A 24,527-nucleotide genomic window follows, 5' to 3' on the forward strand; every position below is an offset into this window, starting at 1 on the left:
ATGGCAACTCTCAAGATCACCGACCTGCACGTCGATGTCCAGACCGAGACCGGCCCCAAGAACATCCTCAAGGGCGTCAACCTCACCATCAACTCCGGTGAGGTGCACGCCATCATGGGCCCCAACGGCTCGGGCAAGTCGACCCTGGCGTACACCCTGGCCGGACACCCCAAGTACACCGTCACCAGCGGTTCGGTCACCCTCGACGGTGAGGACCTGCTGGCGATGACCGTCGATCAGCGCGCCCGTGCCGGGCTCTTCCTGGCCATGCAGTACCCGGTGGAGATCCCCGGGGTCTCGGTGGCCAACTTCCTGCGCGCCGCCCGCACCGCCGTCGACGGTCAGGCCCCCAAGCTGCGCACCTGGATCAAGGAGGTCGACGCCGCCCTGGAGCGCCAGGACCTCGGCGACGACTTCGCCGACCGGTCGGTCAACGAGGGCTTCTCCGGTGGTGAGAAGAAGCGCCACGAGATGGCCCAGCTGGAGCTCCTGCACCCCAAGTTCGCGGTCCTCGACGAGACCGACTCCGGCCTGGACATCGACGCCCTCAAGGTGGTCTCCACCGGCGTCAACCACTACCTGGAGGACAGGTCGCGCGGTGTAATGCTCATCACCCACTACACCCGGATCCTGCGTTACATCCACGCCACCCAGGTGCACGTCTTCGTCGATGGCAGGGTGGCCGCCACCGGCGGCCCCGAGCTGGGCGAGCAGCTGGAGGCCGAGGGCTACGAGAAGTACGTCGAGGCAGCGAGGGCGAACGCCTGATGAGTGCGGCCACCGGTTACGACGTCGAGGCCATCCGGGCCGACTTCCCGATCCTGTCCACCAGGGTCGGGCAGTACCCGCTGGCATACCTCGACTCGGCCAACACCTCCCAGAAACCGCAGGTCGTCATCGACGCGGTGGCCGACCACTACGCCCATCACAATGCCAATGTGGCCCGGGCGATGCACAAGCTGGGGCTGGAGGCCACCCAGGCCTATGAGGGCGGGCGCGCTCGGATCGCCCGGTTCATCGGCGCGGCCCGGCCCGAGGAGGTCATCGCGCTGAGTAATGCCTCCGAGGGACTGAATCTGTGCGCCCACACCCTGGGTTCACGGCTGGGGCCCGGCGACGAAGTGGTCATCTCGGTGATGGAGCACCACTCCAACCTGGTGCCCTGGCAGCTGGCCTGCCAGCGCACCGGCGCCACCCTGAGGTGGTTCGACGTCACCGATGAGGGACGCCTGGACCTGGCCGGCGCCGAGCGCGAGGGGCTCATCAACGAGCACACCAAGGTGGTCTCGGTGACACTGGCCTCCAATGTGCTGGGCACTGTCAACCCGGTGGCCCGGATCGCTGCGATGGCCCATGCGGTCGGCGCTGTGATGGTGGTCGACGCCTCCCAGGCCGTTCCTCAGATGCCTGTCGACGTCTCGGCCCTGGGCGCTGATCTGGTGGCCTTCACCGGTCACAAGATGGTGGGTCCGACCGGGATCGGGATCCTGTGGGGCCGCTACGACCTGCTCGCCGAACTGCCACCATTCCTGGGTGGCGGGGAGATGATCGAGATCGTCAAGATGGACCACTCCACCTACGCGGAGCCGCCGCACCGCTTCGAGGCCGGCACCCCGCCGATCGCCCAGATGGTGGGACTGGCAGCTGCCGCCGACTACCTGGACGGGATCGGGATGGCGGCGATCGCGGCCCATGAGCGCGACATCGCCGACTACGCCCTGGAGGGGCTGTCGGGGCTGAAGGGGCTGCGCATCCTGGGGCCCACCGAGGCCGTCGACCGTACCGGGACGATCTCCTTCACCATTGACGGCGTCCACCCCCACGACGCGATGAGTCTGATGGACTCCCGCGGAGTGGCGGTGCGCGGTGGACATCACTGCGCCAGGCCGCTGCACGAGAGGTTCGGGATCCAGTCCTCGCTGCGTGCCTCGGCCTACCTCTACACCACCCGCGAGGAGATCGACGCCCTCATCGACGCGGTGGAGTACGCTCGGGACTTCTTCACCGGACGCACCATGACCGCTGGCGCCGGAGCGGGGAGGCATCACTGATGAACGTCGAGGACATGTACCAGCAGATCATCCTCGATCACTACCGTGAGAAGCATCACTCGGGACTGCGCGAGGACTACGACGCCGAGGTGACCCAGGTCAATCCGTCGTGCGGGGACGAGCTGATGCTGCGGCTGCACCTGGACGGCGATGTCATCACCGACGTCTCGTACGACGCGGTGGGATGCTCCATCTCGCAGGCCTCCACCTCGGTGATGACCGACCTGGTGATCGGCAAGACCGTCGAGCAGGCCCAGCAGTTGTACCGCGGTTTCCAGGAGATGATGCGCTCTCACGGCGAGGTCAAGCTCGACGAGGAGACCTATGACGACGCGGTGGCCTTCGAGGGAGTGGCCCAGCTGATGGCTCGCGTCAAGTGCGCGATGCTCGGCTGGTCGGCTCTGGAGGAGTCGATGATGGAGGCCGAACAGAACAGCGACACGCCTGTGTCGACGCAGAACAGCGAGACGCCGACAGCGCCGGCATCGGTCGGCGCAGCGGGGAAGGGAGACAAGGCATGAGCGAGGACACCACGCAGGAGGTGCGCCCCTCGGACCTGGTGCGCGACACCCTCCCCGATTCCGAGCAGGACGCGGTCACCCCCGAGACCGGCGCCGAGCAGGCTCCGGGAACCGAGGCCGCGGTGACCGAGTCGCTGCCGACCGTCGACGACGTCATCGAGGCGATGAAGGACGTCATCGATCCCGAGCTGATGGTCAACGTGGTCGATCTGGGCCTGGTCTACGGGGTTCAGATCGATGAGCACGCCGATGTCACCATCGACATGACGCTGACCAGCCCGACCTGCCCGCTCACCGACCGCCTGGAGTACGACACCCAGACGGTGCTGGAGGGCATCGTCAACTCCGTGGCGATCAACTGGGTGTGGTTGCCGCCGTGGGGTCTGGAGCGGATCACCGAGGATGGCAGGGCCCAGCTCCAGGCGATCGGATTCAACGTCTGATACTTGCCGGTACCTGACCAGCAGTCGAAGACGGCTCAGCCGTCCAGGTCGTCGGTGGAGAAGGTGTCGCACTGCTCCACGCCGGTGTGGAAACCGCGCTGGGTCCAGTAGACGCGCATCTTCGAGGAGCCGTGGGTCCAGGCGTCCTGGTCCACCTGGCCCTGTGCCTGCTGCTGGATGTGGTCGTCACCGACTGCCTTCGCGGCATCCACCACCTTGGCGATGTCATCGGCGGTGACGTTCTCGATGAGGTCGTCGGGATTGTCGGAGGCCCACTTGAGGTAGGCCCCGGCATAGCAGTCGGCCTGCAGCTCCAGGCGTACCGAGTTGGAGTGGGCCCCGGTCTGGTTGCCCGATGCATGGGCCTTCGCCAGGGTGCCGAGCAGGTCCTGTGCGTGGTGGCCGTACTCATGGGCGATGACATAGGCCTCGGCCGCAGTGCTGGACCGGGTGCCGAGCTCCTGGAACAGCTGGGACAGGAAGCTGGTGTCCAGATACACCAACTTGTCGGCCGAGCAGTAGAAGGGGCCCGTCTCGGAGCTGGCCGTCCCGCAACCAGTGCTGATCTGACCGCTGAAGGGCTTGATCCTCGCCTTGGTGTAGCCGTTGATCTGAGTTCCCCAGAACTGGTTGACGCTGGTGGCGTAGGCCGCCCACCGGCAGTTCGGATCCCGGTTGGCGTCGGCCCCGGTCTGGCAGCTGGAGCTGGCAGTCGAGGTGGCGGTCTGTTGGCTGCTCGTCCCGTCGTCAGTGCCCAGGATGTCGGCAGGATTGATGCCGAGGACCAGGGCCAGGATGATCACCACGACTCCGGCGCCACCGCCGAGAGCGATCCTGCCGCCGCCGCCCCGTCCGGGGCCGCCGCCACTGGAGTCGATCGAGTCGGAGTCGATTCGTGCGTCGTTCTTGAAGTCCATGACTCTCCTGGATGAGCCGACGAGGTCCTGAGCTCGTCGACGGGTGAAAAGCGCCAGTCGGAGGACTGCCCGGCGATCGCAGGATAGTCGAGCCGGTGCCCCCCGCGGCAAGGGTCAGACGGCGAACCAGAAGACGACCGACGCCACCGCGACCAGGCCAGGCAGTGCGATGGTGATGATGGTGCTCCATCGACGCGGCACCCAGGTCTGGCTGAGGATGCCGATGATCGCCCCGAGCGCAGCGGCGGCGACCGCTGACCCCCAGTAGGTGGCGGGTTCCCCGGGCCGGCAGCCTGCCAGCGAGGAGTCGCACAGGCTCCACCAGCCCAGGTAGCCGAAGATGGCGATGCCGATCACGGCGACGACCACCCCGATGGTGACCCAGATGGAGTACCGCCGCCATGCCCGTATGTCGGCGGCCAGCTCCTCGTCGTCCTCGGGTGCTGCTCGCCGTGGTGCTGCCATGGCCCCCATTCTGCCCACCAGCTGATCCACTGGCCAGTGGGGGCACGCCGGGGGATACTCCCTCCATGGCCCTCGTACAGCCCGAATCGACGCCGCAGGTCTTCTGCGAACCCCTCGACCGGATGGATCCGGAGGTGTTGTACCGGCTGCTGTGGTTGCGCAGCGAGGTCTTCAACGGCGAGCAGCACTGCACCGATGACGACCTGGACGGCAGGGAGCTGGAGCCGGCGTCCCGAATGGTGTGGGCCGAGGTCGACGGTCGACCGGTCTCGACCCTGCGGATTCTCGAGGACCCCGGGGTCGTCGTGCTCGGTCGACTGGCCACCGACGCCGGCCACCGCGGCCGGGGAATCGCCGCGGCCCTGGTCCTCCGGGCCCTCCAGGAGTGCGCCGGCCGATCGGTGGCGATCCACGCCCAGGCCCACCTCAAGGACTGGTACGCCGGCTTCGGCTTCGTCGTGGACGGGGAACCCTTCGAGGAGGCCGGGATCGCGCACGTGCCGATGAGACTCACGCGCTGAGCTGACAAGACGTGCACGCATTTGGCCGCTGGAGCGGCTGAGGGCAGGATGGTCCGGTGCTGCAGGTCAAGGATGTGGAGGTCCGTATCGGGGCCCGGTTGTTGCTCAACCCGGTGAGTTTCCAGGTCGCCCCGGGCGACAAGATCGGGCTGGTGGGCCGCAATGGCGCCGGAAAGACGACGCTGACCCGCATGCTGGCGGGCGAACACCTGCCCACCGCCGGCACCATCACCCGAACCGGGCAACTGGGATATCTTCCCCAGGACCCGCGTGATCCCGATCTGTCGCAGCTGGCCAGTGACCGCATCCTGTCGGCCCGCGGGCTGGCCCACATCCTCGAGAAGATGCAGAGCCTCGAGGAGCAGATGTCCTCGAGCGACGAGGCCCTCCGTGAGAAGGCGATGGACAACTACTCCAAGGCCGAGGCCCGCCTGATGGCCGCCGGCGGCTACGGGGCCGAGGCCGAGGCCGCCCGGATCTCGGCGAACCTGGCGCTGCCCGACCGGGTTCTCGGTCAGCCCCTGGGCAACCTGTCCGGTGGCCAGCGGCGTCGCGTCGAGCTGGCCCGGATCCTGTTCTCGGGGGCGGACACCCTGCTGCTCGACGAGCCGACCAACCACCTGGACGCCGACTCCATCAACTGGCTGCGCAGCTTCCTGCAGACCTACCAGGGTGGGGTCCTGATGATCTCCCACAACACCGAACTGGTCGGCGAGACTGTCAACAAGGTCTTCCACCTGGATGCCAACCGGGCCACTCTCGACATCTACTCGATGAACTGGAGGCGCTACCTCATCCAGCGTGCCGCCGATGAGAAGCGCCGCCACAAGGAGCGGCTCAACGCCGAACGGAAGGCCTCGGCGCTGATGGCCCAGGCCGACAAGCTGCACGCCAAGGCCACCAAGGCGGTCGCCGCCCAGAACATGGCCAAGCGGGCTCAACGGCTGCTGTCCGGGGTCGAGGGGGAGCGGGCTGACGACAAGGTCGCCGCGATCCGTTTCCCCAGCCCGGCCCCCTGCGGCAAGACCCCGTTGACCGCCCACAATCTCACCAAGACCTACGGATCCCTGGAGGTCTTCACCGGGGTGGACCTGGCCATCGACCGCGGCTCCCAGGTGGTGGTGCTGGGTCTCAACGGCGCCGGCAAGACCACCCTGCTGCGCATCCTGGCAGGGGTGGAGACTCCCGACACCGGTGAGGTGATCCCCGGCCATGGGCTGAAGATCGGTTACTTCGCCCAGGAGCACGATCTCATTGAGATGGACCGCACGGTACTGGACAACATGGCCCGCAGCGCCGGGGACATGACAGATACCGATATCCGCAAGATCCTCGGCTCCTTCCTGTTCACCGGTGATGACGTCGACAAGCCCGCCGGAGTGCTCTCGGGTGGCGAGAAGACCCGGTTGGCGCTGGCCATGCTGGTGGTCTCCTCGGCCAACGTGTTGCTGCTCGACGAGCCCACCAACAACCTGGACCCGGCCAGCCGCGAGCAGGTGCTGGATGCCATCGCCCACTTCGGTGGGGCGATCGTCCTGGTGACCCACGACGAGGGCGCGGTCCAGGCTCTGGAGCCCGACCGGGTGCTGGTGCTACCGGAGGGCACCGAGGACCTGTGGGGGCCCGACTACCAGGACCTCATCGAACTGGCCTGAGCGGGCTCTCCCATTCCATTGCTGGTCTGCCCTAGCATGATCGCGAGACCGGCCGGCCGGTCCCGCCGGCAGTCGATGAACGCAGTCCCGAGGCGAGTCAGTGGAGGTCCAGATGCCCGAACGCCAGGCCAGAGTTGTCGGAGACGAGCGTCAGGTGCTGGCCACTGAGCTGGCCCGGCGGTACACCGAGGGCGCGTCGATCCGGTCGCTGGCGCAGCAGTCCGGTAGGTCATACGGTCTGACCCGGCGTCTGCTGGCCGAGGCCGGGGTCGAGTTCAGGGCTCGTGGCGGCATCGATCCGAGTTCTCCCGAGACTGCGGCGGAGCGCCGGAGCAGCCGATCCGATGACGCGGCCGATCAGGATGCAGGGGCCGATCAGGATGCAGGGGCCGCGCAGGAGCTGGCCGACGCCGAGGCCAAGGCGCAGGCCATGTCCCGCAAGGCGGACAAGCGGCTCTCCAAGGCACTGCGCAAGCGTGCAGAACTCACCAAGGCCAACAGCTCCAGGAAACAGCGCAAGTCGGCCAAGAAGAAGGTCTCGAAGCGCCGGCGCAAGGCCGACCGTGCTGCCGAGCGGCTGCAGAGGATCCGCGAGCAGATGGCCGCCCGCGTCAGCAGCTGAGTCGCGGCTCTGCCGGGGTCGCCGGAGATGTCCGGTGCCTGCGCTGCTGGTGGCTTCAGCAGGGCTCCGGGGACCTCATCCGGGGGAGTGGTGGGACCGTCCTGTGTCAGCCCGGTTCCCTGCGGGTGAAGGTGGTGACCTCCACCGCGAAGGTGACCTCGATGGGTCCGGTGAGGTCGAGATGGGTGGTGTGATGAGCGCTGGGACCCATCTGGACGACATCGGCGGCCAGTTCGGGGCTCAGCGTCATGGTGTGCTGGACGGCCTCGACGGTACATGGGTCGAAGGAGCCGGCCAGGGACCTGACCATCTGCTCGCGCTTGTCGGGTTGGATGCCGATCATCCCGGTCGCCTCTCGCAGCGCGGCCAGATGGTGGGGCATCGGCGTGACGACCGAGAGCAGCCCGCCCGGGGCCAGCACGCGGTGGAACTCGCCACCATTGCGCGGAGCGAAGACGCACACCAGGGCGTCCACCGCGCCGCTGCGGACCGGCAGCCCCTGCCAGGTGTCGGCGACGATGGCGGCCATCCGGGGATGGGCCTTGGCGGCCCGCCGGATGGCGGCCACCGAGATGTCGGAGGCCAGGCCGTGGGCGTCCCCCACAGCGTCGAGAACCCGAGCCAGATGGTGTCCGGTTCCTGCTCCGGCCTCCAGGATCCGTCGGGAACCGGCCAGGCGGCGTGCGATCACCCGGTCGAGCGGATCGAAGATCCCGGCCTCCAGCGCCCTGGTCCGTGAGGCCACCATCTCGGGGGTGTCGGCATTGACGCCAGGAGGTGCCGGGATCATCGTCAGATGACCCTGTCTGGCGACGTCCAGGCTGTGACCCGAGGAGCAGCGAAGTGTCCGGCCCGTCAGCCTCAGCGGCTCCTCGCCGCCATGCTGGCGCCGGCAGACCGGGCAGATCAGCCAGTCGGCGACCTGGGCCAGGCCCCCGTTCACCGCTGAGCCCATCTCGGACGGTCCATCAGCGGGATCGCCCCTGGTCGCCGGAGGAACCGTGCTGTCCGGTGGCCGGGGAGCCCCCGGTCGCCGGGGAGGGTGAACTCCCGGCCTGGATCGGGACGCCGTTGCGGGTGGCCGGCTTGCCGATCGGTGCAGCCTTCCGGGCCCTGGCCCGTGCCGCCAGGGTGCCGCGCTTCCTGCGATCCCTGATGTCTCCGCGGACCAGGATGAACAGCCCTCCGACAGCGATCACTGTGAAGCAGAACCACTGGATGGCGTAGGACAGGTGAGGTCCCTCGTCGAGCTCGGGCAGCGGTACCGGGGTGATCCGGGCGGACTGGACCGGATCGGAGCCGGCCAGCATGATGTAGCCGTTGACGTAGGACCGGTCCTGGGACCTGCCGATCGCATCGGAGTTGATGAGCCGTGCCCGGCCCTCGACGGGGACCACCGCAGTGGCCTTGCCGTTCTCATTGCCGCGCACATAGCCGGTCACCGTCACCCGGCCCGAAGGGGGCGCCGGGATGTCGCTGACGTCGGGGTCGGTGCCGTTGTCATCGCGGGGGATGAAGCCCCGGTCGATCAGCACCGTGCGGCCGTCGTCGGTCAGCAGCGGGGTGACGATCTCGCTGCCCTGCTGGTCGCCGACCTTGCGGTAGCGGATCTGCAGCTGGTCCGAGGCCTGGTAGTGGCCGGTCACCCGGACCCTGGTCCATTGGTCATCCCCGTTGATGACCTTGCCTGCGGTGAACACCGTGGCCCAGTCGACGACCGGCTCGTTCTCGTGGGCGTGGATGATCGCATTGGCCTCGCGGCGCCCCGACAGCCGGTGCAGCTGCCACTCTCCCAGGCGCACCATCACTGCTGCCAGGATCGCGACGAACAGCGCCATCACGATCCATCGCAGCCACAACTTCCTCACGGGTGCGAGCCTAGTCGCTGGTCTGGTCGGTGCCCTGCCCGTCGGCGTCATCCCCCTCCTCGGCGAGCTGTCCGGGGATGGTCACCGCCGAACCGAGCTCCGGCACCGCCCCGGGCTGCCCGGCTCTGCCCACGGTGGCGGAGCGACGGTCGTCGACATTTCCCAGCAGCACCGCGATCGCCGGCAGGAAGGCCGCCCCGGGAACGAAGAACCAGCGCCACGGGCTGGGGGCCAGTACCAGCCCGATGAAGCATGCCGTCCGGATCGCCATCGAGATGAGGTAGCGCTTCTGGCGGGTCTCCAGATCCTGGGAGGCCGATGGCCGGGCCGCGGTGATGAGGTGGCCTGCGTGACGCCGTGACCGGCCACGCCCACCGGTGCGACCGGCGTCGCTGGGGTGTGGCGTCCTCGACGGAACGGAAGCGGGCACCATTTCAGGGTAGATCGCATTGCGGGCTGTGGGGACTGCACAGACAGCTGCGCCGGAGGTTGTGCTGCCAGCGCACCGGTCGCCGCAGGGCCGGGCGGCCGTGGCTGTGGAGTGCCGGTGGGCGATAGATTCGGTGTCATGACTGTTGAGGACCCAGGCCAGGGGCGCGTCGCGCTCGTCACCGGCGGCTCGCGCGGCATCGGCGCTGCGATTGCCCGGGCACTGGCGGCCGACGGCTACCGGGTGGCGGCCACCAGCCGCAGCGGAACCGCTCCCGAAGGCGTCCTGCCGGTGGTCTGCGACGTCACCGATGCCGCCTCGGTGGACGCGGCCTTCGCCACCGTGGAGGCCGAACTCGGCCCCGTCGAGGTGCTCATCGCCAATGCCGGGATCACCAAGGACACCCTGCTGGCCCGGATGAGCGAGGAGGACTTCACCTCCGTCCTGGACACCAACCTCACCGGGGCCTACCGGGTGATCCGGCGCGCGGCTCGAGCCATGACCCGGGCCCGGTTCGGCCGCATTGTCGTGATGTCGTCGGTGGTGGGGCTGCTGGGCTCACCGGGTCAGGTGAACTACGCCGCCTCCAAGGCCGGCCTGATCGGCATCGCCCGCAGCGTCTCCAGGGAGCTCGGCGCCCGCGGGATCACCTGCAATGTGGTCGCCCCCGGATTCATCGCCACCGACATGACGGCCTCGCTGCCCGACAAGACCGTCGAGGACTACACAATGCGGATCCCGGCCCGTCGGCTGGGGGAGGTCGACGACGTCGTCAACGCCGTACGCTTCCTGGCCAGCGATGCCACCTCCTACATCACCGGCGCCGTCATCCCGGTCGACGGCGGCCTGGGGATGGGGCACTGAGACCGGCCCACCCCAACCGCCACTCACGCAGTCGGACACCTTCACGGCTGCCCACTCAACAATTGAAGATCTACCGAAAGGCTTGAAGCAATGGGAATTCTCGAAGGAAAGACCATTCTGGTCACGGGTGTGACGATGCACACCTCGATCGCCTACAAGGTGACCGAGATCGCCCAGCACGAGGGCGCACGAGTCATCGTCTCCAACATTCCGCGGGCCATCCGGGTCACCCAGCGTGCGGTCCGCAGACTCGACGAGGTGCCTGAGGTCATCGAACTGGACGCCACCGACGACGAGCAGCTGGCCGCCCTGCCCGAGACGCTGCGTGAACTGGGCGTCGACCGGCTCGACGGAGTCGTCCACGCGATCGCCTACGCCAATCCGAAGACCGCCCTGGGAGGGGAGTTCCTTAACACCCCCTGGTCCGATGTCGACGTCGCCCTGCACACCTCCACCTACTCCTACGTCTCCCTGGCCAAGGCGGTCCAGCCGCTGTTCGGTGAGACCGCATCGGTAGTCGGCCTGACCTTCGATGCCACCGTCGCCTGGCCCTTCTACGACTGGATGGGAGTCGCCAAGGCGGGCCTCGAGTCGGCCAACCGCTACCTGGCCCGCTACCTGGGCAAGGACAAGGTGCGCTGCAACCTGGTCTCCGCCGGCCCGCTGGACACCATGGCCAAGACGGCGATCCCCGGAGCCGACGCCTTCAATGACCTGTGGTCCCAGCGCGCTCCGCTCGGCTGGGACACCAAGGACGCCACCGCGGCCGCCAGGGCCGTCGTCGCCCTGCTGTCGGACTGGTTCCCGGCCACCACCGGCGAGATGGTTCACGCCGACGGGGGACTTCACTCCTCCGGCGCCTGAGCGGGGCCCCGACGGAGTACCGTTGGGTCATGTCCGGCGAACCGTTGGGCGGTTACCAGGGAGCGCCCCGAAGGCTCGGGGGGACGGTGCATCGAGGCCCGATCCCCGATTTCTCGGTGCTCGTGCTCAAGGAACTGCGCCGCCGGGGATGGCGCAAGGCCCCGGTGGTGATCGCCAGCAATGCCGACAGCTGCGTCCTCAGTTACATCGACGGGATGGCGGCCACCACCAGGATGCTGCGCAACGAGGCGGTCCAGCTCGAGTGCCTCACCGAGGTCACCAGGATCGTGCGCGAGTTCCACGACCTGCTGGCCGGCGCCGACCTGGCAGGGGACCGCGAGGTGGTCTGCCACAACGACCTCCAGCCGCCGAACACGATCTATCGCAGGACCAGCGGCCGACTGCTGCCGGTCGCCCTCATTGACTGGGATCAGGCCGCGCCCGGGGACCGGCTCGACGATCTCGCCCAGCTCTGCTGGCGGTTCACCGGGCTGGGCCGCTCGGCCAGCTGTGAGACGGTGCGCGAGAGGATCGCGGTGATCCTGCGGACCTACGGCTGGCGGGCCGGGACGCAGCCGGTGACCAAGGCGATGCTGAGATGCCAGCAGAAGGCACGCGATCAGATCCAGGTCGGCGCCGGGGACGGAGACGACATGTTCCAGCGCCTGCGCGATGCCGGAGCACTCGAATCCATTCAGCGTGACCGGGACTGGACCAAGGCGTACCTGGTGGACTGAGGCCGGTTCCTGCTGAGGTGGCTCCCGGGCAGGCCGGGAGCTGATCGCCGGGGACCTGCCCGAAGGCAGGCAGTGCGCACCCGGGTCCGGGGCCTCTAGTCGAGTCCTGAGGTGGTGATCCCCTGCACCAGGTAGCGCTGCAGGAACAGGAAGACGATGACCACCGGAGCGATCGCGACGAGAGCCCCAGCGAACAGCTGGGCGTAGTCGATTCCCTGGCTGGTCATGAACCGGCTCAGCGCGAGCTGAATGGTCATGGTGTTGTCGCGGGCCACCAGCAGTGGCCACAGGAAGGCATTCCAGGCGCCGATGAAGGTGATCGTGGAGACCGCCGCGACGATCCCCATCGAGTTGGGCAGGGCAACCCGCCACATCACGGTCCACGGGTTGGCCCCATCCAGCTCGGCGGCCTCCTCCAGCTCCTTGGGGAAGCTGAGCAGGGACTGACGGAACAGGTAGGTGGCGAAGGCCGAGAACATCACCGGGATGATGAGCCCCCGATAGGAGTCGATCCAGCCGAACTGGCTGGTCATGATGAAGCTGGGCACGAAGGTCACCGCGGCAGGCACCATCAAGGTGAGCACGGTCAGCTTCAGGATGACCCCTGCGGCCCGGTTGGGGAACCGGGCCAGTCCGTAGCCGGCCATGAAACTCACCACCACGGTGAGCACCGTCTGGCCGACCGACTGCACCGCGGAGTGCAGCATCGAGCTGCCCAGGTCCAGGTCGGAGTCGGTGAACAGCCCGCTGATCACCGATGGCCTCAGATTGTCGGGCAGCCAACTCCAGTCCGGGGAGACGAAGGCCTGGTCGGAGGTGAAGGCGTTGCGGAAGATGACGTAGAAGGGCAGCAGGAAGAGCACCGCCAGCACCATCAGGATGATGATCTTGATGGCGTGCGAGACCCGTCCCGAGCGGCCGAGCACCATCCGACTCCCCGAGCTCGCAGAACTCATGGCTGCCTCCTGTCGGGGCGGGTGACCCACCAGTTCTGGGCGAGTCCGAAGACCACGATGATCACGGTGAGAATCACCGTGCCGGCGCCGCCGAGTCCCAGATCCTGCTGGGAGCCGCCGAGGCTGATGAGGTACAGGTGTACCAGCGGTGGCCGTGCGTAGGGCGGGTAGGAACCGGCCGTCGACAACATGTTGTAGAACTCGTCGAAGGCCTGGAAGGCACCGATGAGCAGCAGCATCAGCACCGCGGCAGTGGTGGCGCGCAGTTGCGGCATGGTGATGTAGCGCAACCTTCGCCAGCCGGCTGCGCCGTCGATGGCGGCCGCCTCGTAGGTATCGGTGGGGATCTGGTTGAGCCCGGCGATCAGCAGGATCATGTAGTAGCCGATCTGCAACCACAGTCGCAGGCTCACCAGGGCCACCCAGTAGAAGCTGTTGGAGCCGCCCAGCCAGTCGACGCCGTCATGGCCGAAATGGATCAGTATCGAGTTGATCAGTCCGAAGCGGGCGCCGTTGAAGAACGACAGCCGCCACACCATCGCTGCCACCACATAGGAGCAGGCGGTGGGGATGAAGAACACCGAGCGGAAGAAGGCCCGAAGCCTGCCGACATTGTCCAGCGCCAGCGCCAGGGCCAGCGAGCAGGCATAGGTCAGCGGCACGATGACCACCGCGAAGACGATGAAGGTGAGCATCGAGTTGCGGAACTGGCTGTCGGTCAGCAGGTACCTGTAGTTGGCCAGCCCCACGAAGTTCGTGGGGCGGATGGTGGCCCGGGCGTCGAAGAAGGACAGATAGGCGCTCCAGACGATCGGGACGTAGACGAAGACCAGCAGCCCCACCAGGAAGGGCGCCACGAACAGCGCGAACCACAGGTTGCGTCCCTGGCGCCCGCGGATCCGCGACCACAGCGAGCGCTGCGGTCCCGGATCGGCGCATGCGCCAGAACCCGCCGTGGGACCCGGGGCGGATCCGCCGCCCGGGTTCGCAGTGGGGACTGCCGGCGTCGTGGTCACTTCTTGATGCGCTTCAACTCGCTCTGCGCGGTCTTCTGGACGGCCGCGAACTCGGTCTGGGCATTGGCCTTCTTCTTGACCACATTGGTCAGTGCCGCATTGAAGGCATCGGAGATGGTGCTGGTCCACAGCAGGCCCGAGGCGTGACCCAGCTTGTCGACGAACTCGGCGGCCTCCTTGCCGGGCCCGCTGGAGATCTGCGAGGCCTGGCTGACCAGGGCCGGCTGGGAGGGGATGTGGGTGCCGTAGGAGTTGGCGAAGTCGACCTGCTTGTCAGTCTGATCGAGCCACAGCCACTTGATGAACTCCTTGGCGACGGCCAGGTTGTTGCTGCTGCCCTTGGCCGCTGCGCAGGAGCCGTAGGCGCCGAAGGGCACCGCCTGGCGTCCGGCCGAGCCGATCGCCGGGAAGGGGAGCACGCCGAAGTCGTCGCCCCACTTCTTCTTGATGTCACCCAGCGCCCACAGACCTGTCCACTGCATCGCCGTCTCGCCATTGATGAAGGGGGAACCGTCGAACCAGTCCTTGGAGGCGCTGGGCAGCAGCGCACCGGAGGCGTAGAAGTCGCGGTAGGCGTTGACCCCGTCGAGGAAGTTGGACTCCATGAAGCCCAGGTCGGTGTCATCGCTGTTGAGTTGGTCGTACCCCGCGCTCCAGATGAGCAGATTGGCCAGCACGCTCAGTCCGCCGTCATTGCCGGCGAAGAAGCCGCCCATCGCATTGGTCTTGACGGCCTTGGCCGCGGTGACAAGATCGGCGAAGGTCTTCGGGGGATCCACCTTGGCCTTCTCCAGCACCGACTTGCGGTAGTAGAGCATCTGCATGTCGACGACCTGGGGCAGCGCGTAGACCTTGCCCTGGTAGGTCATCCGGTCCAGCACCGGCTTGGAGAACTTGCTGGCGTCGTCTCCCAGGGTGTCGGTGAGGTCGGCGACCTGGCCCTTCTGGATCATGTCCAAGGTGGCGCCGTTCTCGGACTCGAAGACGTCGGGTACGCCATTGCCCGACAGCAGGGTGGTGGCCAGCAGGGTCATGTAGTCGGTGCCGAGGTTCCACTTGACGGTGACATCGGCGCCCTTGAAGGCCTTCGCGTATCGCTGGACGGCCTCCTTGGTACCCTGCTCGCCGTACTCGTGGTACCACTGGACGAGCTTGCCGGAGCCGCCGGCAGACGGTGATGCGCTGGAGCCGGTCTCGACACCACCGGAGTTGGATCCGCAGGCGGACAACACGGCGGCCGAGGCGAGACCTGTGACGGCTCCAATGAAATGACGGCGGGAGAAGTTCATGAGCGGAATCTTAGGACCAGCACGGTGACATTTCACCCACTGGACGAGCTGGACGGCCCCCTGGAGCCGCGCCGCTTCGGGGTCTACGTCCACGTCCCGTTCTGCGCCGCCCGCTGCGGCTACTGCGATTTCAACACATATGTACTGGCCAGTCAGGGGCCCGACGCCGTCTCCCGCTATCTGGCGGCCGCTCACCGCGAGATCGATGCGGCGGCCACCGGGATGGCCACCAGGGGAGTGGTGCCGCCGGCCGCCTCGACGGTGTTCTTCGGAGGCGGAACCCCGACGATGCTCACCCCGGTCCAACTCGGCGGACTGGTGGACCATCTGCAACGGGTCTGGGGGCTGGCTCCGGGTGCCGAGGTGACGACCGAGGCCAATCCGGAGACATTGTCCGAGCCGGTGCTCACCGGGCTTCTGGAGGCCGGCATCAACCGACTGTCGATGGGCATGCAGTCGGCCGACCGGGGGGTGCTGGCCCTGCTGGACCGGGTGCACACCCCGGGCCGAGCCGTGGAGATGGCCAGGCTGGCCCGCCAGTGCGGTTTCGAGGACATCTCGCTGGATCTCATCTTCGGCACGCCGGGAGAGAGTCTGGACTCCTGGCGGAGGAGTCTGGAGACGGCCCTGGGAGCCGATCCCGACCACATCTCGGCGTACTCGCTGATCGTCGAGGAGGGCACCCGGCTGGCCGCTCGGATCAGGCGTGGAGAGGTGCCGATGACCGACGAGGACGACCTGGCCGACAAGTACCTGGCCGCCGAGGAGATCCTCGGCCGCGCCGGGTTGGTCAACTACGAGGTCTCAAACTGGGCCCGGCCCTCGGCCGGTGATGACGGTGTGGTGGATCTGCACCGTGCCGAGCACAACATGGGCTACTGGCGCAACGACGACTGGTGGGGGATCGGTCCGGGGGCCCACTCCCACCTGGCCGAGCTGCGCTGGTGGAATGTCAAGGCCCCCCGCCACTACGAGGAGATGGCCGAGTCCGGGGTGCTGCCGGTCGATGACGGGGAACGGCTGGGGCCCGTGGAGCACCACGAGGAGGAGGTGCTGCTGAGGCTGCGGCTGGCCGACGGGCTGCCCCTGGACGAGCTGTCCGAGAAGGAGCAGGGCCGGGCCGCCAAGGTCGTGGCAGAGGGTCTGGGCCAGGCGACCGGCGGAGTGCTGAGGCTCAACCTCAGGGGCCGACTGCTGGCCGATCGGGTGATCACTGAGCTTCTGATGTGAGTTGAGTGTGAGTCGGGCCCCCTCGGCGTCGTCTCCTCGAATTGTCAGACCCACCTCCTAGAGTTGAAGTCATGGTTGACCGCTACACCAATGACGTCCTGACCCCCGGCTGGCAGCAGCAGGGCCGCACCCAGAGCGTCGACGTGCCCCTGCAGATGGATCTGGTCGTCGAGGACCCCTCCACCGGCTACGTCGGGGCCGTCACCGGGTGGGAGAACGGGATGGTGCTGCTGGAGGACAGGCGTGGAGCCCAGCGCGCCTTCCCGGCCGGCCCCGGCTTCTGGATCGATGGCAAGCCCGTCAATCTGTGCATCCCCTCGCGTCAGGGCACTGCCCGGCGCAGCCGCACCGCATCGGGATCCCTGGCCGGCCCCGAGCACGAGGCCGCCAAGGTGGCCCTGCCCAGTCGGATCTACGTCGAGGGACGCCATGACGCCGAACTGGTCGAGAAGATCTGGGGGGAGGATCTGCGTCACGTCGGCGTCGTCGTGGAGTACATGGGCGGGATGGACGACCTGGTCGGCATCGTCGCAGACTTCCGGCCCGGCCCCGGCCACCGACTGGGCGTCCTCATCGACCACCTGGTGGCCGGCACCAAGGAGTCGCGGGTGGCGGCCCAGGTCGCCAAGGGCGGCTACGGGGACCACGTGATGATCACCGGCCACCGGTTCATCGACGTCTGGCAGGCCATCAAGCCCGAGCGGATCGGCCGAAAGGCCTGGCCGGAGGTCCCGATGGACGAGGACTTCAAGCTCGGCACCCTCAAGCGCCTGGGACTTCCCCACGAGTCGCAGACCGATGTCGGCAAGGCCTGGCAGGCGATGCTGGCCCGGGTCCGCGACTGGCACGACCTGGACCCGCGGTTCAACACCGAGGTGGAGAAACTCATCGACTTCGTCACCGCCGATCACATGGAGCAGGTGGGATGAGCGCCGCCGGCCGGACCGGGCCAGTGGGCGCCCTCGTCGAGGTGCCCACCGAGGAGGTCTCCGAGCTCATCCGCGAAGTGGCGCGCACCGTCATCGAGCCCCGGTTCAAGGCCCTGACCAAGGAGCAGATCCACCAGAAGTCCCACCCCGGGGATCTGGTGACCGACGCCGACCGCCAGGCCGAGCGAGTGCTGACCGAGGCACTGCGCGCCCGGACCGGGGCAGTGGTGGTCGGCGAGGAGTCCGCCTTCTCCGACCCCTCCATCCTGGACGCCGTGCCGAGCGCCGACCGGGCCTGGGTGATCGACCCCATCGACGGCACCGCGAACTTCGTCAAGGGCTCCGACGACCACGCCGTGATGCTGGCCGAGGTGAGATCGGGCCAGGCCGTGAGGGGCTGGATCTGGCAGCCCCGGATCGGCCACATGTTCATCGCCGAGCGCGGCGCCGGGGTGTGGCGCGACGGGCGGCGGGTCACCCGCGGTCCCTCGGGCGACCCGGTGATCGCCGTCACCACCCATCCTGCCTTCCAGCAGACGATCGCGCCGGCCGGCGGGCCGCGCCTGGAGTGGGGATGGTCGCGCTGGTGCTGCGGGGTGGACTACCCCCGGGTGTGCACAGGGGAGGTGGACGCCACCGTCTACACGCACTCCCACCCGTGGGACCATCTGGCCGGGGCGCTCATGCTGCGCGAGCTCGGTGGGGTGGTGCGAGCTTTGTCGGGGGAGGATTTCGGGGTCTGTGAGATTCCCGGCCAGCCGCTGATCGTTGCCGTCGACGAGCCGGCGTATGGGGCGGTTGCGGGTGCCCTGAAGGGGATGGACGTCACAATTGGGTCACGGTGAGTGGGACGCTCTTCCTGATTCCGGCGGCGGAATCTACTGTTCTGCCAACTCAGTTCTCAAGGAGGAGAGCCGTGAGGTTTCAGAAGCATACGACATTGCCCCTAGTCATCTTCGGAATGATCGCCGCAGGCCTGAGTATGGGCACAGGGAGTCCGGCGGCGAACGCCTCTCCGACGCCGTCGGATCAGACATGCATAGTCCGGGGCTCGGACGGGCAGGTGTCGTGGTTCGGAGATCCGGACGCTGAGATGAGCAAGCTGGGCGAAGATCTGGCGGCAGTGGTCGCCGACTACCCCGACAATGCCACTGGTACAGCTTTCTGCTCCCACTATGAGGGGCTGGCCGTATATCTGTCGAGCCCCACTCCGGCGCTGACGACGGCCATAAGGAAGCTTGAGGATGCACACCCCGGCGCCGTGATCGAGATGCATGCAGTGGCGCATTCCCTCAATGAATTGATGAATACAGGCAGGAATCTGAGTGTCTCCCTTGGGCTAGGGGATAATATGGTTGGGTGGGGGCCAGTGATATACGACGGATCGCTCGAAGTTGACGTCAAGGAGTCGGCTTTGACGCAAAAAGTTCGTGCGAAGAGTTCAGTCCCGTCAACCGCAAAGGGGATGGCGAGTCCTGTGTCTGTCTCCTATCGTCCAAGTGCCGAGGGGGAGGATGCTGCCACACGACTTGCCGATTCGCCGCCGTGGTATATGGGTGGACGACTGAACTATTCATACGGTGGGAGTGGGTACTACTGCTCATCCGGGATTCCGATCACGGTGAATGGCGTACATACACTCATGACGGCGGGGCACTGCAGGGGCAGCAGCTTCACCAACAACGGTTCAGTGGTCGGGGCGCAGTACACGACGGCCTGTCCCGGGAACGCAGACATCTACGGAGACTGGAAGCTCATCAAGGGATCGAGCTACGCCAAGCGAGTCTTCAGCGGCGGGCTCTCGAGTGGTGACAGTCACCCCATCACGACGTCGCGTTGGAAAACTCTCCCCCTCGGAAACGGGATGTGCACCTCGGGAAGCACAAGCGGGCAGATATGCAGGTACAAGGTTAACAGCACTGGGCGGAGCCTTACGGTTGATGGTGTCACGAGTAATCAATCTTATTGAGCTATACCATGGATCACGAGATGAGGGGGGATTTCGTGGTGGCGATTCCGGTGGAACATGCTATTACGCAAATTCAAGTGGTATGACGGCGGCGGGTATCGTCAAGGGTACTAAGCCTTGGTTGCTTGGAATGAGCTACTACTGCACTGATCTCATGGGAATGCAGGCCTGGAACTCGTCAGTGAAGCTGGGCTGACGAGGATGCGGTTCGTTTGGCCGATTATGGTTGGTGATTGGGTGGGGTTGTCTGTGTTGTTGAGTGCGTGTGGGGGTTCGGGCCAGGGGGCCGTGCCGGGGCCAGCCTCCACGACTGCAGAGTCGTCGTCGCCCGTCTCCCCATCGGGCTCGCCTCTGGCGTGTTCAGCTGAGGCTGTCAAGGACGCACCGAAGCTGACGTTCGGTAGGGCGAGGACCCTGATCGGTACTCGTCCGTGGTACTGCGATATCGACACCGAGACGGGGCGGATCGAGGTCGCCCAGGCTCCTGATGCGTCCACGAGTACCGAGGAGTGGATGCGTGCCTTGAGTACCGACGTCGCGTTGCCGAAAGGGTTTGACGAGGACGCCAGAGGCGCCGGCTACGTCGATATCGGCGGTCGCTGGTACCGCCTCCGCCAGGCGGGGATCGGCCATGATGCGTCCGCGCAGGTTTCCTCGTCCGGATGGCGCCCACGCGGTGGTCTTCGTGTTCCCATCAATGGACCCCTGGGGCGAGTGAATGCGTGAGAGGTGATGACAATGCGTCTTGTCCGGCTGATGGTTGTTGCGGGTTGGGTGGGGTTGTCGGTGTTGTTGAGTGCGTGTGGGGGTTCGGGCCAGGGGGCCGTGCCGGGGCCAGCCTCCACGACTGCAGAGTCGTCGTCGGCCATCTCCCCGTCGGGGTCGTCTCTGGCGTGTTCAGCTGAGGCGGTCAAGGATGCACCGGGGCTGACGTTCGAGAGGGCGAGGACCCTGATCGGTACTCGTCCGTGGTACTGCGATATCGACACCGTGACGGGGCGGTTCGAGGTGTTTCAGCCCCCGGACACGTCTACGAGTACCGAGGAGTGGATGCGCGCCATCAGTACCGACGTCGCATTGCCGAAGGGGTTCGATGAGGAGACGTCGGTGAAGGCGTACGTGGCGATTGACGGGCATTGGTACCGGGTTCGGTACGCCGGTGGAGAGGCTCATGACGCTCCCGCACAGGTCTCTCCTGGGGCGAGCAGCACCTGAGGACGTGGATCTCAGCGCTTCGTCAGCGGCAGCAGGTTCCTGCGGGTGATGCCGCGGGCGGCGAGCTGGTCGACGATGCGGGGCACCCAGTCGGCGATCGTCTCCTCTCGGAACGGCCAGTCGTGGCCCTCCTGGATCCGATCGGCCGGTACTCCGGACTCCATCGCGGTGCGCACCTGATCGACGGCCCGGCCGATCTCACCCGCCTGGGTCATGACGCTCAGGGCCTCGGCCGGGTCACCATGGCCCGGCACGAACAGTCCCTCGCCGTTGGCGGCGCTGACCGCCGAGGAGATCGCCGAGGGCCAGTTCCAGAAGTCGGTGGACTCATCGGCCTGCGGATCCCCCGAGGTCTCCACCAGATCCCCCAGGAAGGTCACCTGCTCATCGGGCACCCGTACCACCAGATCACCGTCGGTGTGGCCGGCCCCAGGGTGGACGACCTCGGCCGACAGCCCGCCGAGGTCCAGGTAGGCCAGCATCGACATCGGATGTTCGACCGATCCCCGGAGGTCGGGCGCCATTCGCGCGACTGCTGCCCGGTGCATCCACACCTCGATCCCTTCGGGCCCGGCAGCCCGCCGCACGGCACCCAGCCCGCCGCAGTGATCACCGTGGTGGTGGGTCACCACCACCCGGTCCACCGGACGCCCCATCGCACGGGCAGCGGCCATCGACAACGCAGCACCCTGCGAGGGCGTCGACCCGGTGTCGACGAGCAGAAGATGGTCCACTCCGATCACCAGGCCACAGGTCACCCCGTACGGGTCCAGCCGGGTGGTCCAGACGCTGGCGGTCAGCGGGGTCCACACGACGTCGTCGCGGTGGTGGCTGGATGTCGACTCCATGCCAGCAAGAATGGCACGCAACCGGCAACGATGACACGGTCCGACCCGGGGGCGGCGTCCCGCGATAGACTGGCACTCGTTGTCTGGGAGTGCCAGGATCGGCGCATCCGGGAGGTGAGGAGGGACCGTGCTCGACGACCGCAAGCTCGACGTGCTCAAGGCCATCGTCACCGACTACGTCTCCAGCAAGGAGCCGGTGGGCTCCAAGGCGCTGGTGGAGCGTCATGGGCTGCGGGTCTCGCCGGCGACCGTGCGCAATGACATGGCAGTGCTGGAGGAGGAGGGGTACATCACCCACCTTCACACCAGCGCCGGCCGAATTCCCACGGACAAGGGGTATCGCCTCTTCGTCGACCGGATCGCCACGGTCAAGCCGCTGTCCGGCCCGGAACGCCGGGCCATCATGAGTTTCATGAACGGTGCCGTCGACATCGACGACATCGTCACCCGCACGGTCCGGCTGCTGGCCCAGATCACTCATCAGGTCGCGATCATGCAGTACCCGATGGTGTCCTCCTCGACGATCCGCCACCTCGAGCTGGTCGGGCTGTCGACCGATCGGGTGCTCATCGTCCTGATCACCTCCAGCGGCGCCGTCGAGCAGCGCACCCTGGAGCTTCCCGGCCACACCGACGAGCTGCTGACCCGGCTTCGCAACCGGCTCAACCAGATTCTCATCGGCCGGACCCCGGCGGAGGCCGTCGACCTGCTGGCCGGCCTGATCGACGAGTTCGGCCCCACCGATCGGCCCAGGGCCGCCTCTGTGACGGCCGGCGTCCTGGAGATCCTGGCCACCGACCCGTCGGCCCGGGTGATGGTGGCGGGGGTGCCCAACCTCACCCGCTACGTCCCGGACCTGCAGACCTCCATCCAGCCGGTGCTGGAGGCCCTGGAGGAGCAGGTGGTGCTGTTGAGGCTGCTCGGTGACGCCACCGCCGAGGGGCCCGGTGACCTCACCGTGCGGATCGGTTCGGAGAATGCCGACGAGAACTTCCAGTCGACCTCACTGGTCGTCAGCGCCTATCGTGACGACGGTGGGCGCTCGGGACTGGGGGTCGTCGGCCCCACCCTGATGGACTACCCCTCTACGATGGCCGCGGTCCGGGCGATCGCCCGGTACGTCGGCAGATTCCTGGCAGAAGGATGACCGCTTTCCATGAGCACTGATTACTACGAGGTCCTCGGCGTCTCCCGCGACGCCAGCGCCGACGAGATCAAGCGGGCCTATCGCAAGAAGGCCATGAAACTTCATCCCGACGTCGCCGGACCCGGCTCCGAGGAGGCCTTCAAGGAGGTCCAGGAGGCCTACGAGGTGCTCCAGGACCCCCAGAAGAGGGCCATCTTCGACCGCGGTGGCGATCCGGCCCACCCCAACGCCGGCGGAGGCTTCGGGGATGCCGGATTCGGCGGCGGCGGATTCGATTTCACGAACCTGGTCGACGCCATGTTCGGCGGCGGTTCCCCGTTCGGTGGCGGCGGTTCGGGACGCGGCCCCCGTTCCCGGGTGCGGCGCGGCCAGGACGCCCTGGTCCGGATGCGCCTGACCTTGGCCGAGGCGGCCTTCGGGGTCACCAAACCACTGGACGTCGACACCGCGGTGGTCTGTCCCAAGTGCCACGGCAAGGGCTCAGACGGGGGCTCCGAACCAGTCACCTGCACCACCTGCGAGGGTGCCGGTGAGGTCATCACCGTCCAGCGCTCCTTCCTCGGCGACATCCGTACCACCCAGCCCTGCCCCACCTGCCGGGGTTACGGCAGCGTCATCGCCCACCCCTGCTCGGAGTGCTCCGGGGAGGGTCGGGTGCGCACCTCGCGCACCATCAACGTCAAGATCCCGGCCGGGGTCGACGACGGCAACCGCATCCACCTGGACTCCCAGGGCGAGGTCGGACCTGGCGGTGGGCCTGCCGGTGACCTCTATGTCGAGCTGTCGGTGGCCCCTCACGAGGTCTTCCGGCGCGACGGCAGCAATCTCGAGATGGCCATCGAGGTGCCGATGACCGCTGCGGCACTGGGTACCACCGTCTCGGTGCGCACCCTGGAGGCCGACCGGGAGGACGTCGACGCCGAGCAGGGCAGCGTCACCGTGGAGATCCCGGCTGGAACCCAGTCGGGCTCCCGGATCGTCGTGGAGGGTCGCGGTATCCCGCGGCTGCGCGGCGGTGGCCGGGGCGATCTCGGCGTCTCCCTGCTCATCAAGACCCCGACCAAGCTGGACGGCCATCAGAAGGATCTGCTGCGCCAGCTGGCCGATGCCCGTGGTGAGACCGAGGTCAACCCTGCGGTGCGCGCCTCCGGTTCGAAGGGGGTCTTCTCCCGGCTCAAGGAGGCCTTCGGGGCATGAGTGACGCCTGCTTCATCGCAGAACTGGGTGACGCCGGTCCCGGCGATCTGGTGGAGATCACCGGCCCCGAGGGTCACCACGCCGCGGCGGTGCGGCGCATCGAGGTGGGTGAGTCGGTGCTGGTCAGCGACGGTCGCGGATCGGCGGTGCGCGGGCCCGCGGTCGAGGTCGGCAGGGATCTGCTGCGGATCCGGGTCGCCGAACGGCTCCTCGAGCCCCGGAAACGGTTCCGCTGGGTGGCCGTCCAGGCCCTCATCAAGGGTCCGCGCGCCGATCTGGTGGTGGAGACCCTCACCGAGCTGGGCGTCGACGAGATCATCGCCTGGCAGGCCTCCCGTTCCATCGTCCGCTGGGGAGCCGACAAGCGGGCGAAGGCGCTGGGCCGCTGGCGCACCACAGCCAGGCAGGCATCCAAGCAGGCTCGACGGTTCACGGTGCCGACCGTCTCCTTCGCCACCACGGCCGAGCTGGTGTCGCGGATCGGCGCGGCACAGCGCACCGTCGTGCTCCACGAGAGTGCCAGCGCACCGATCCGACCCCAGGACCTTCCTGACAGCGGCGATGTCCTGATGGTGGTCGGGCCCGAGGGCGGCATCAGTCCTGCCGAGCTCGAGGCGCTGACCGCAGCAGGGGGTAGGCCGGTACTGGTGGCCGATGCCGTGTTGCGCGCCTCCACCGCTCCGGTGGTCGGGCTGGCCCAGTTGCAGGCCCTGGCCGGGCTCACCTCGCCGCAGTCAGACAGCGATCCGGCCCGCAGCTGAGCCACCATCGGT

Annotated in this window: 25 protein-coding genes and 1 pseudogene; 17 read left to right on the top strand and 9 right to left on the bottom strand. The window is 67.4% G+C overall.

The features are described from left to right. The 4 genes from sufC to G554_RS0113330 are packed head-to-tail and all read left to right on the top strand — an operon-like array spanning position 1 to position 3,015. Entirely contained in the window at positions 1 to 768 is a 768-nt protein-coding gene (gene sufC / locus G554_RS0113315) for a Fe-S cluster assembly ATPase SufC (RefSeq protein WP_027588287.1), read from the top strand. Next, positions 768 to 2,051 (top strand): aminotransferase class V-fold PLP-dependent enzyme, encoded by a 1,284-nt coding sequence (locus tag G554_RS0113320; RefSeq protein WP_027588288.1) that lies wholly within the window; start codon positions 768 to 770, stop codon positions 2,049 to 2,051. The genes sufC and G554_RS0113320 overlap by 1 nt, the downstream gene beginning before the upstream one ends. Then, positions 2,051 to 2,572: a Fe-S cluster assembly sulfur transfer protein SufU gene (sufU, locus tag G554_RS16430; protein WP_051233137.1), complete on the top strand. Its 522-nt coding sequence runs from the start codon at positions 2,051 to 2,053 to the stop codon at positions 2,570 to 2,572. The genes G554_RS0113320 and sufU overlap by 1 nt, the downstream gene beginning before the upstream one ends. Beyond that, the gene (locus tag G554_RS0113330) at positions 2,569 to 3,015 is read left to right on the top strand and encodes a metal-sulfur cluster assembly factor (RefSeq protein WP_027588289.1); all 447 of its coding nucleotides are present in this window, start codon (positions 2,569 to 2,571) and stop codon (positions 3,013 to 3,015) included. The genes sufU and G554_RS0113330 overlap by 4 nt, the downstream gene beginning before the upstream one ends. Positions 3,016 to 3,050: 35 nt before the next feature. Here G554_RS0113330 and ypfJ read toward each other — a convergent pair whose 3' ends face one another. Next, on the bottom strand, positions 3,051 to 3,932 hold the full coding sequence (gene ypfJ / locus G554_RS0113335; RefSeq protein WP_027588290.1) for a KPN_02809 family neutral zinc metallopeptidase: 882 nt from the start codon (positions 3,930 to 3,932) through the stop codon (positions 3,051 to 3,053). Positions 3,933 to 4,046: 114 nt separating this feature from the next. Continuing rightward, entirely contained in the window at positions 4,047 to 4,406 is a 360-nt protein-coding gene (locus G554_RS0113340; RefSeq protein WP_027588291.1) for a hypothetical protein, read from the bottom strand. 56 nt (positions 4,407 to 4,462) lie between these two features. Here G554_RS0113340 and G554_RS0113345 point away from each other — a divergent pair, with 56 nt between their 5' ends. From G554_RS0113345 to G554_RS17015, 3 genes are all read left to right on the top strand, one after another. Then, a complete protein-coding gene (locus G554_RS0113345; RefSeq protein ID WP_051233139.1) occupies positions 4,463 to 4,918 on the top strand; it encodes a GNAT family N-acetyltransferase in 456 nt (151 codons plus the stop codon). A gap of 56 nt (positions 4,919 to 4,974) precedes the next feature. Continuing rightward, positions 4,975 to 6,573 (top strand): ABC-F family ATP-binding cassette domain-containing protein, encoded by a 1,599-nt coding sequence (locus G554_RS0113350; RefSeq protein ID WP_027588293.1) that lies wholly within the window; start codon positions 4,975 to 4,977, stop codon positions 6,571 to 6,573. 112 nt (positions 6,574 to 6,685) lie between these two features. Continuing rightward, positions 6,686 to 7,195 carry a helix-turn-helix domain-containing protein gene (locus G554_RS17015; protein WP_027588294.1) on the top strand — a complete coding sequence of 170 codons (510 nt, stop codon included), beginning with the start codon at positions 6,686 to 6,688 and terminating at the stop codon, positions 7,193 to 7,195. A 106-nt stretch (positions 7,196 to 7,301) separates the two neighbouring features. Here the strand turns inward: G554_RS17015 and G554_RS0113360 are convergent, their stop codons facing one another. Genes G554_RS0113360 through G554_RS17440 form a run of 3 tightly spaced genes read right to left on the bottom strand, consistent with a single transcriptional unit; the run spans position 7,302 to position 9,493 of the window. Further along, on the bottom strand, positions 7,302 to 8,138 hold the full coding sequence (locus tag G554_RS0113360; RefSeq protein WP_425393362.1) for a methyltransferase domain-containing protein: 837 nt from the start codon (positions 8,136 to 8,138) through the stop codon (positions 7,302 to 7,304). A 25-nt stretch (positions 8,139 to 8,163) separates the two neighbouring features. Then, a complete protein-coding gene (locus tag G554_RS16435) occupies positions 8,164 to 9,063 on the bottom strand; it encodes an SURF1 family cytochrome oxidase biogenesis protein (RefSeq protein ID WP_154654290.1) in 900 nt (299 codons plus the stop codon). A gap of 10 nt (positions 9,064 to 9,073) precedes the next feature. Further along, the gene (locus tag G554_RS17440) at positions 9,074 to 9,493 is read right to left on the bottom strand and encodes a DUF3099 domain-containing protein (protein WP_245570063.1); all 420 of its coding nucleotides are present in this window, start codon (positions 9,491 to 9,493) and stop codon (positions 9,074 to 9,076) included. A gap of 138 nt (positions 9,494 to 9,631) precedes the next feature. Here G554_RS17440 and fabG point away from each other — a divergent pair, with 138 nt between their 5' ends. The 3 genes from fabG (at position 9,632) to G554_RS16445 (ending at position 11,958) form a co-directional block, all read left to right on the top strand. Beyond that, positions 9,632 to 10,357, top strand: a complete 726-nt coding sequence (gene fabG, locus G554_RS0113375; protein ID WP_027588296.1) for a 3-oxoacyl-ACP reductase FabG — start codon at positions 9,632 to 9,634, stop codon at positions 10,355 to 10,357. Between the two features lie 90 nt (positions 10,358 to 10,447). Next, positions 10,448 to 11,221, top strand: coding sequence for an enoyl-ACP reductase FabI (gene fabI / locus G554_RS0113380; RefSeq protein WP_027588297.1), 774 nt, complete (start codon positions 10,448 to 10,450; stop codon positions 11,219 to 11,221). A 29-nt stretch (positions 11,222 to 11,250) separates the two neighbouring features. Beyond that, positions 11,251 to 11,958, top strand: a complete 708-nt coding sequence (locus G554_RS16445) for a phosphotransferase (protein WP_071162206.1) — start codon at positions 11,251 to 11,253, stop codon at positions 11,956 to 11,958. Between the two features lie 95 nt (positions 11,959 to 12,053). Here G554_RS16445 and G554_RS0113390 read toward each other — a convergent pair whose 3' ends face one another. The 3 genes from G554_RS0113390 to G554_RS0113400 form a co-directional block, all read right to left on the bottom strand. Then, a complete protein-coding gene (locus tag G554_RS0113390) occupies positions 12,054 to 12,914 on the bottom strand; it encodes a carbohydrate ABC transporter permease (RefSeq protein WP_084648556.1) in 861 nt (286 codons plus the stop codon). Further along, on the bottom strand, positions 12,911 to 13,825 hold the full coding sequence (locus tag G554_RS0113395; RefSeq protein WP_027588299.1) for a carbohydrate ABC transporter permease: 915 nt from the start codon (positions 13,823 to 13,825) through the stop codon (positions 12,911 to 12,913). The genes G554_RS0113390 and G554_RS0113395 overlap by 4 nt, the downstream gene beginning before the upstream one ends. 101 nt (positions 13,826 to 13,926) lie before the next feature. Further along, positions 13,927 to 15,219: an ABC transporter substrate-binding protein gene (locus G554_RS0113400; protein WP_027588300.1), complete on the bottom strand. Its 1,293-nt coding sequence runs from the start codon at positions 15,217 to 15,219 to the stop codon at positions 13,927 to 13,929. Between G554_RS0113400 and hemW the strand changes: the two genes are divergently transcribed. The 4 genes from hemW to G554_RS17770 all read left to right on the top strand — a co-directional run bounded on the left by hemW (position 15,199) and on the right by G554_RS17770 (position 19,347). Beyond that, positions 15,199 to 16,449 carry a radical SAM family heme chaperone HemW gene (gene hemW, locus G554_RS0113405; RefSeq protein WP_084648558.1) on the top strand — a complete coding sequence of 417 codons (1,251 nt, stop codon included), beginning with the start codon at positions 15,199 to 15,201 and terminating at the stop codon, positions 16,447 to 16,449. The genes G554_RS0113400 and hemW overlap by 21 nt on opposite strands. Positions 16,450 to 16,520: 71 nt before the next feature. After that, positions 16,521 to 17,378 (top strand): DUF3097 domain-containing protein, encoded by an 858-nt coding sequence (locus tag G554_RS0113410; protein ID WP_027588302.1) that lies wholly within the window; start codon positions 16,521 to 16,523, stop codon positions 17,376 to 17,378. Continuing rightward, complete coding sequence (locus G554_RS0113415; RefSeq protein ID WP_051233147.1) at positions 17,375 to 18,223, top strand: inositol monophosphatase family protein; 849 nt, start codon at positions 17,375 to 17,377, stop codon at positions 18,221 to 18,223. Before G554_RS0113410 ends, G554_RS0113415 begins: the two co-directional genes overlap by 4 nt. A 71-nt stretch (positions 18,224 to 18,294) precedes the next feature. Further along, positions 18,295 to 19,347 carry a chymotrypsin family serine protease gene (locus tag G554_RS17770; protein WP_154654291.1) on the top strand — a complete coding sequence of 351 codons (1,053 nt, stop codon included), beginning with the start codon at positions 18,295 to 18,297 and terminating at the stop codon, positions 19,345 to 19,347. 1,397 nt (positions 19,348 to 20,744) lie between these two features. Here the strand turns inward: G554_RS17770 and G554_RS16450 are convergent. Beyond that, positions 20,745 to 21,410, bottom strand: a pseudogene (locus G554_RS16450) (MBL fold metallo-hydrolase); the annotation flags it as partial. Between the two features lie 127 nt (positions 21,411 to 21,537). On the opposite strand from G554_RS16450, the gene hrcA reads away from it, so the two are divergent. The 3 genes from hrcA to G554_RS0113445 are packed head-to-tail and all read left to right on the top strand — an operon-like array spanning position 21,538 to position 24,515. Continuing rightward, complete coding sequence (gene hrcA / locus G554_RS0113435; RefSeq protein WP_027588305.1) at positions 21,538 to 22,557, top strand: heat-inducible transcriptional repressor HrcA; 1,020 nt, start codon at positions 21,538 to 21,540, stop codon at positions 22,555 to 22,557. A 9-nt stretch (positions 22,558 to 22,566) separates the two neighbouring features. Continuing rightward, positions 22,567 to 23,754, top strand: a complete 1,188-nt coding sequence (gene dnaJ / locus G554_RS0113440) for a molecular chaperone DnaJ (protein ID WP_027588306.1) — start codon at positions 22,567 to 22,569, stop codon at positions 23,752 to 23,754. Then, positions 23,751 to 24,515: a 16S rRNA (uracil(1498)-N(3))-methyltransferase gene (locus G554_RS0113445; protein ID WP_027588307.1), complete on the top strand. Its 765-nt coding sequence runs from the start codon at positions 23,751 to 23,753 to the stop codon at positions 24,513 to 24,515. The genes dnaJ and G554_RS0113445 overlap by 4 nt, the downstream gene beginning before the upstream one ends. The last annotated feature ends 12 nt before the right edge of the window (positions 24,516 to 24,527 follow it).

This window comes from Acidipropionibacterium thoenii DSM 20276 (assembly GCF_000423445.1).
In the GTDB taxonomy this organism is placed as follows: Bacteria; Actinomycetota; Actinomycetes; order Propionibacteriales; family Propionibacteriaceae; genus Acidipropionibacterium; species Acidipropionibacterium thoenii.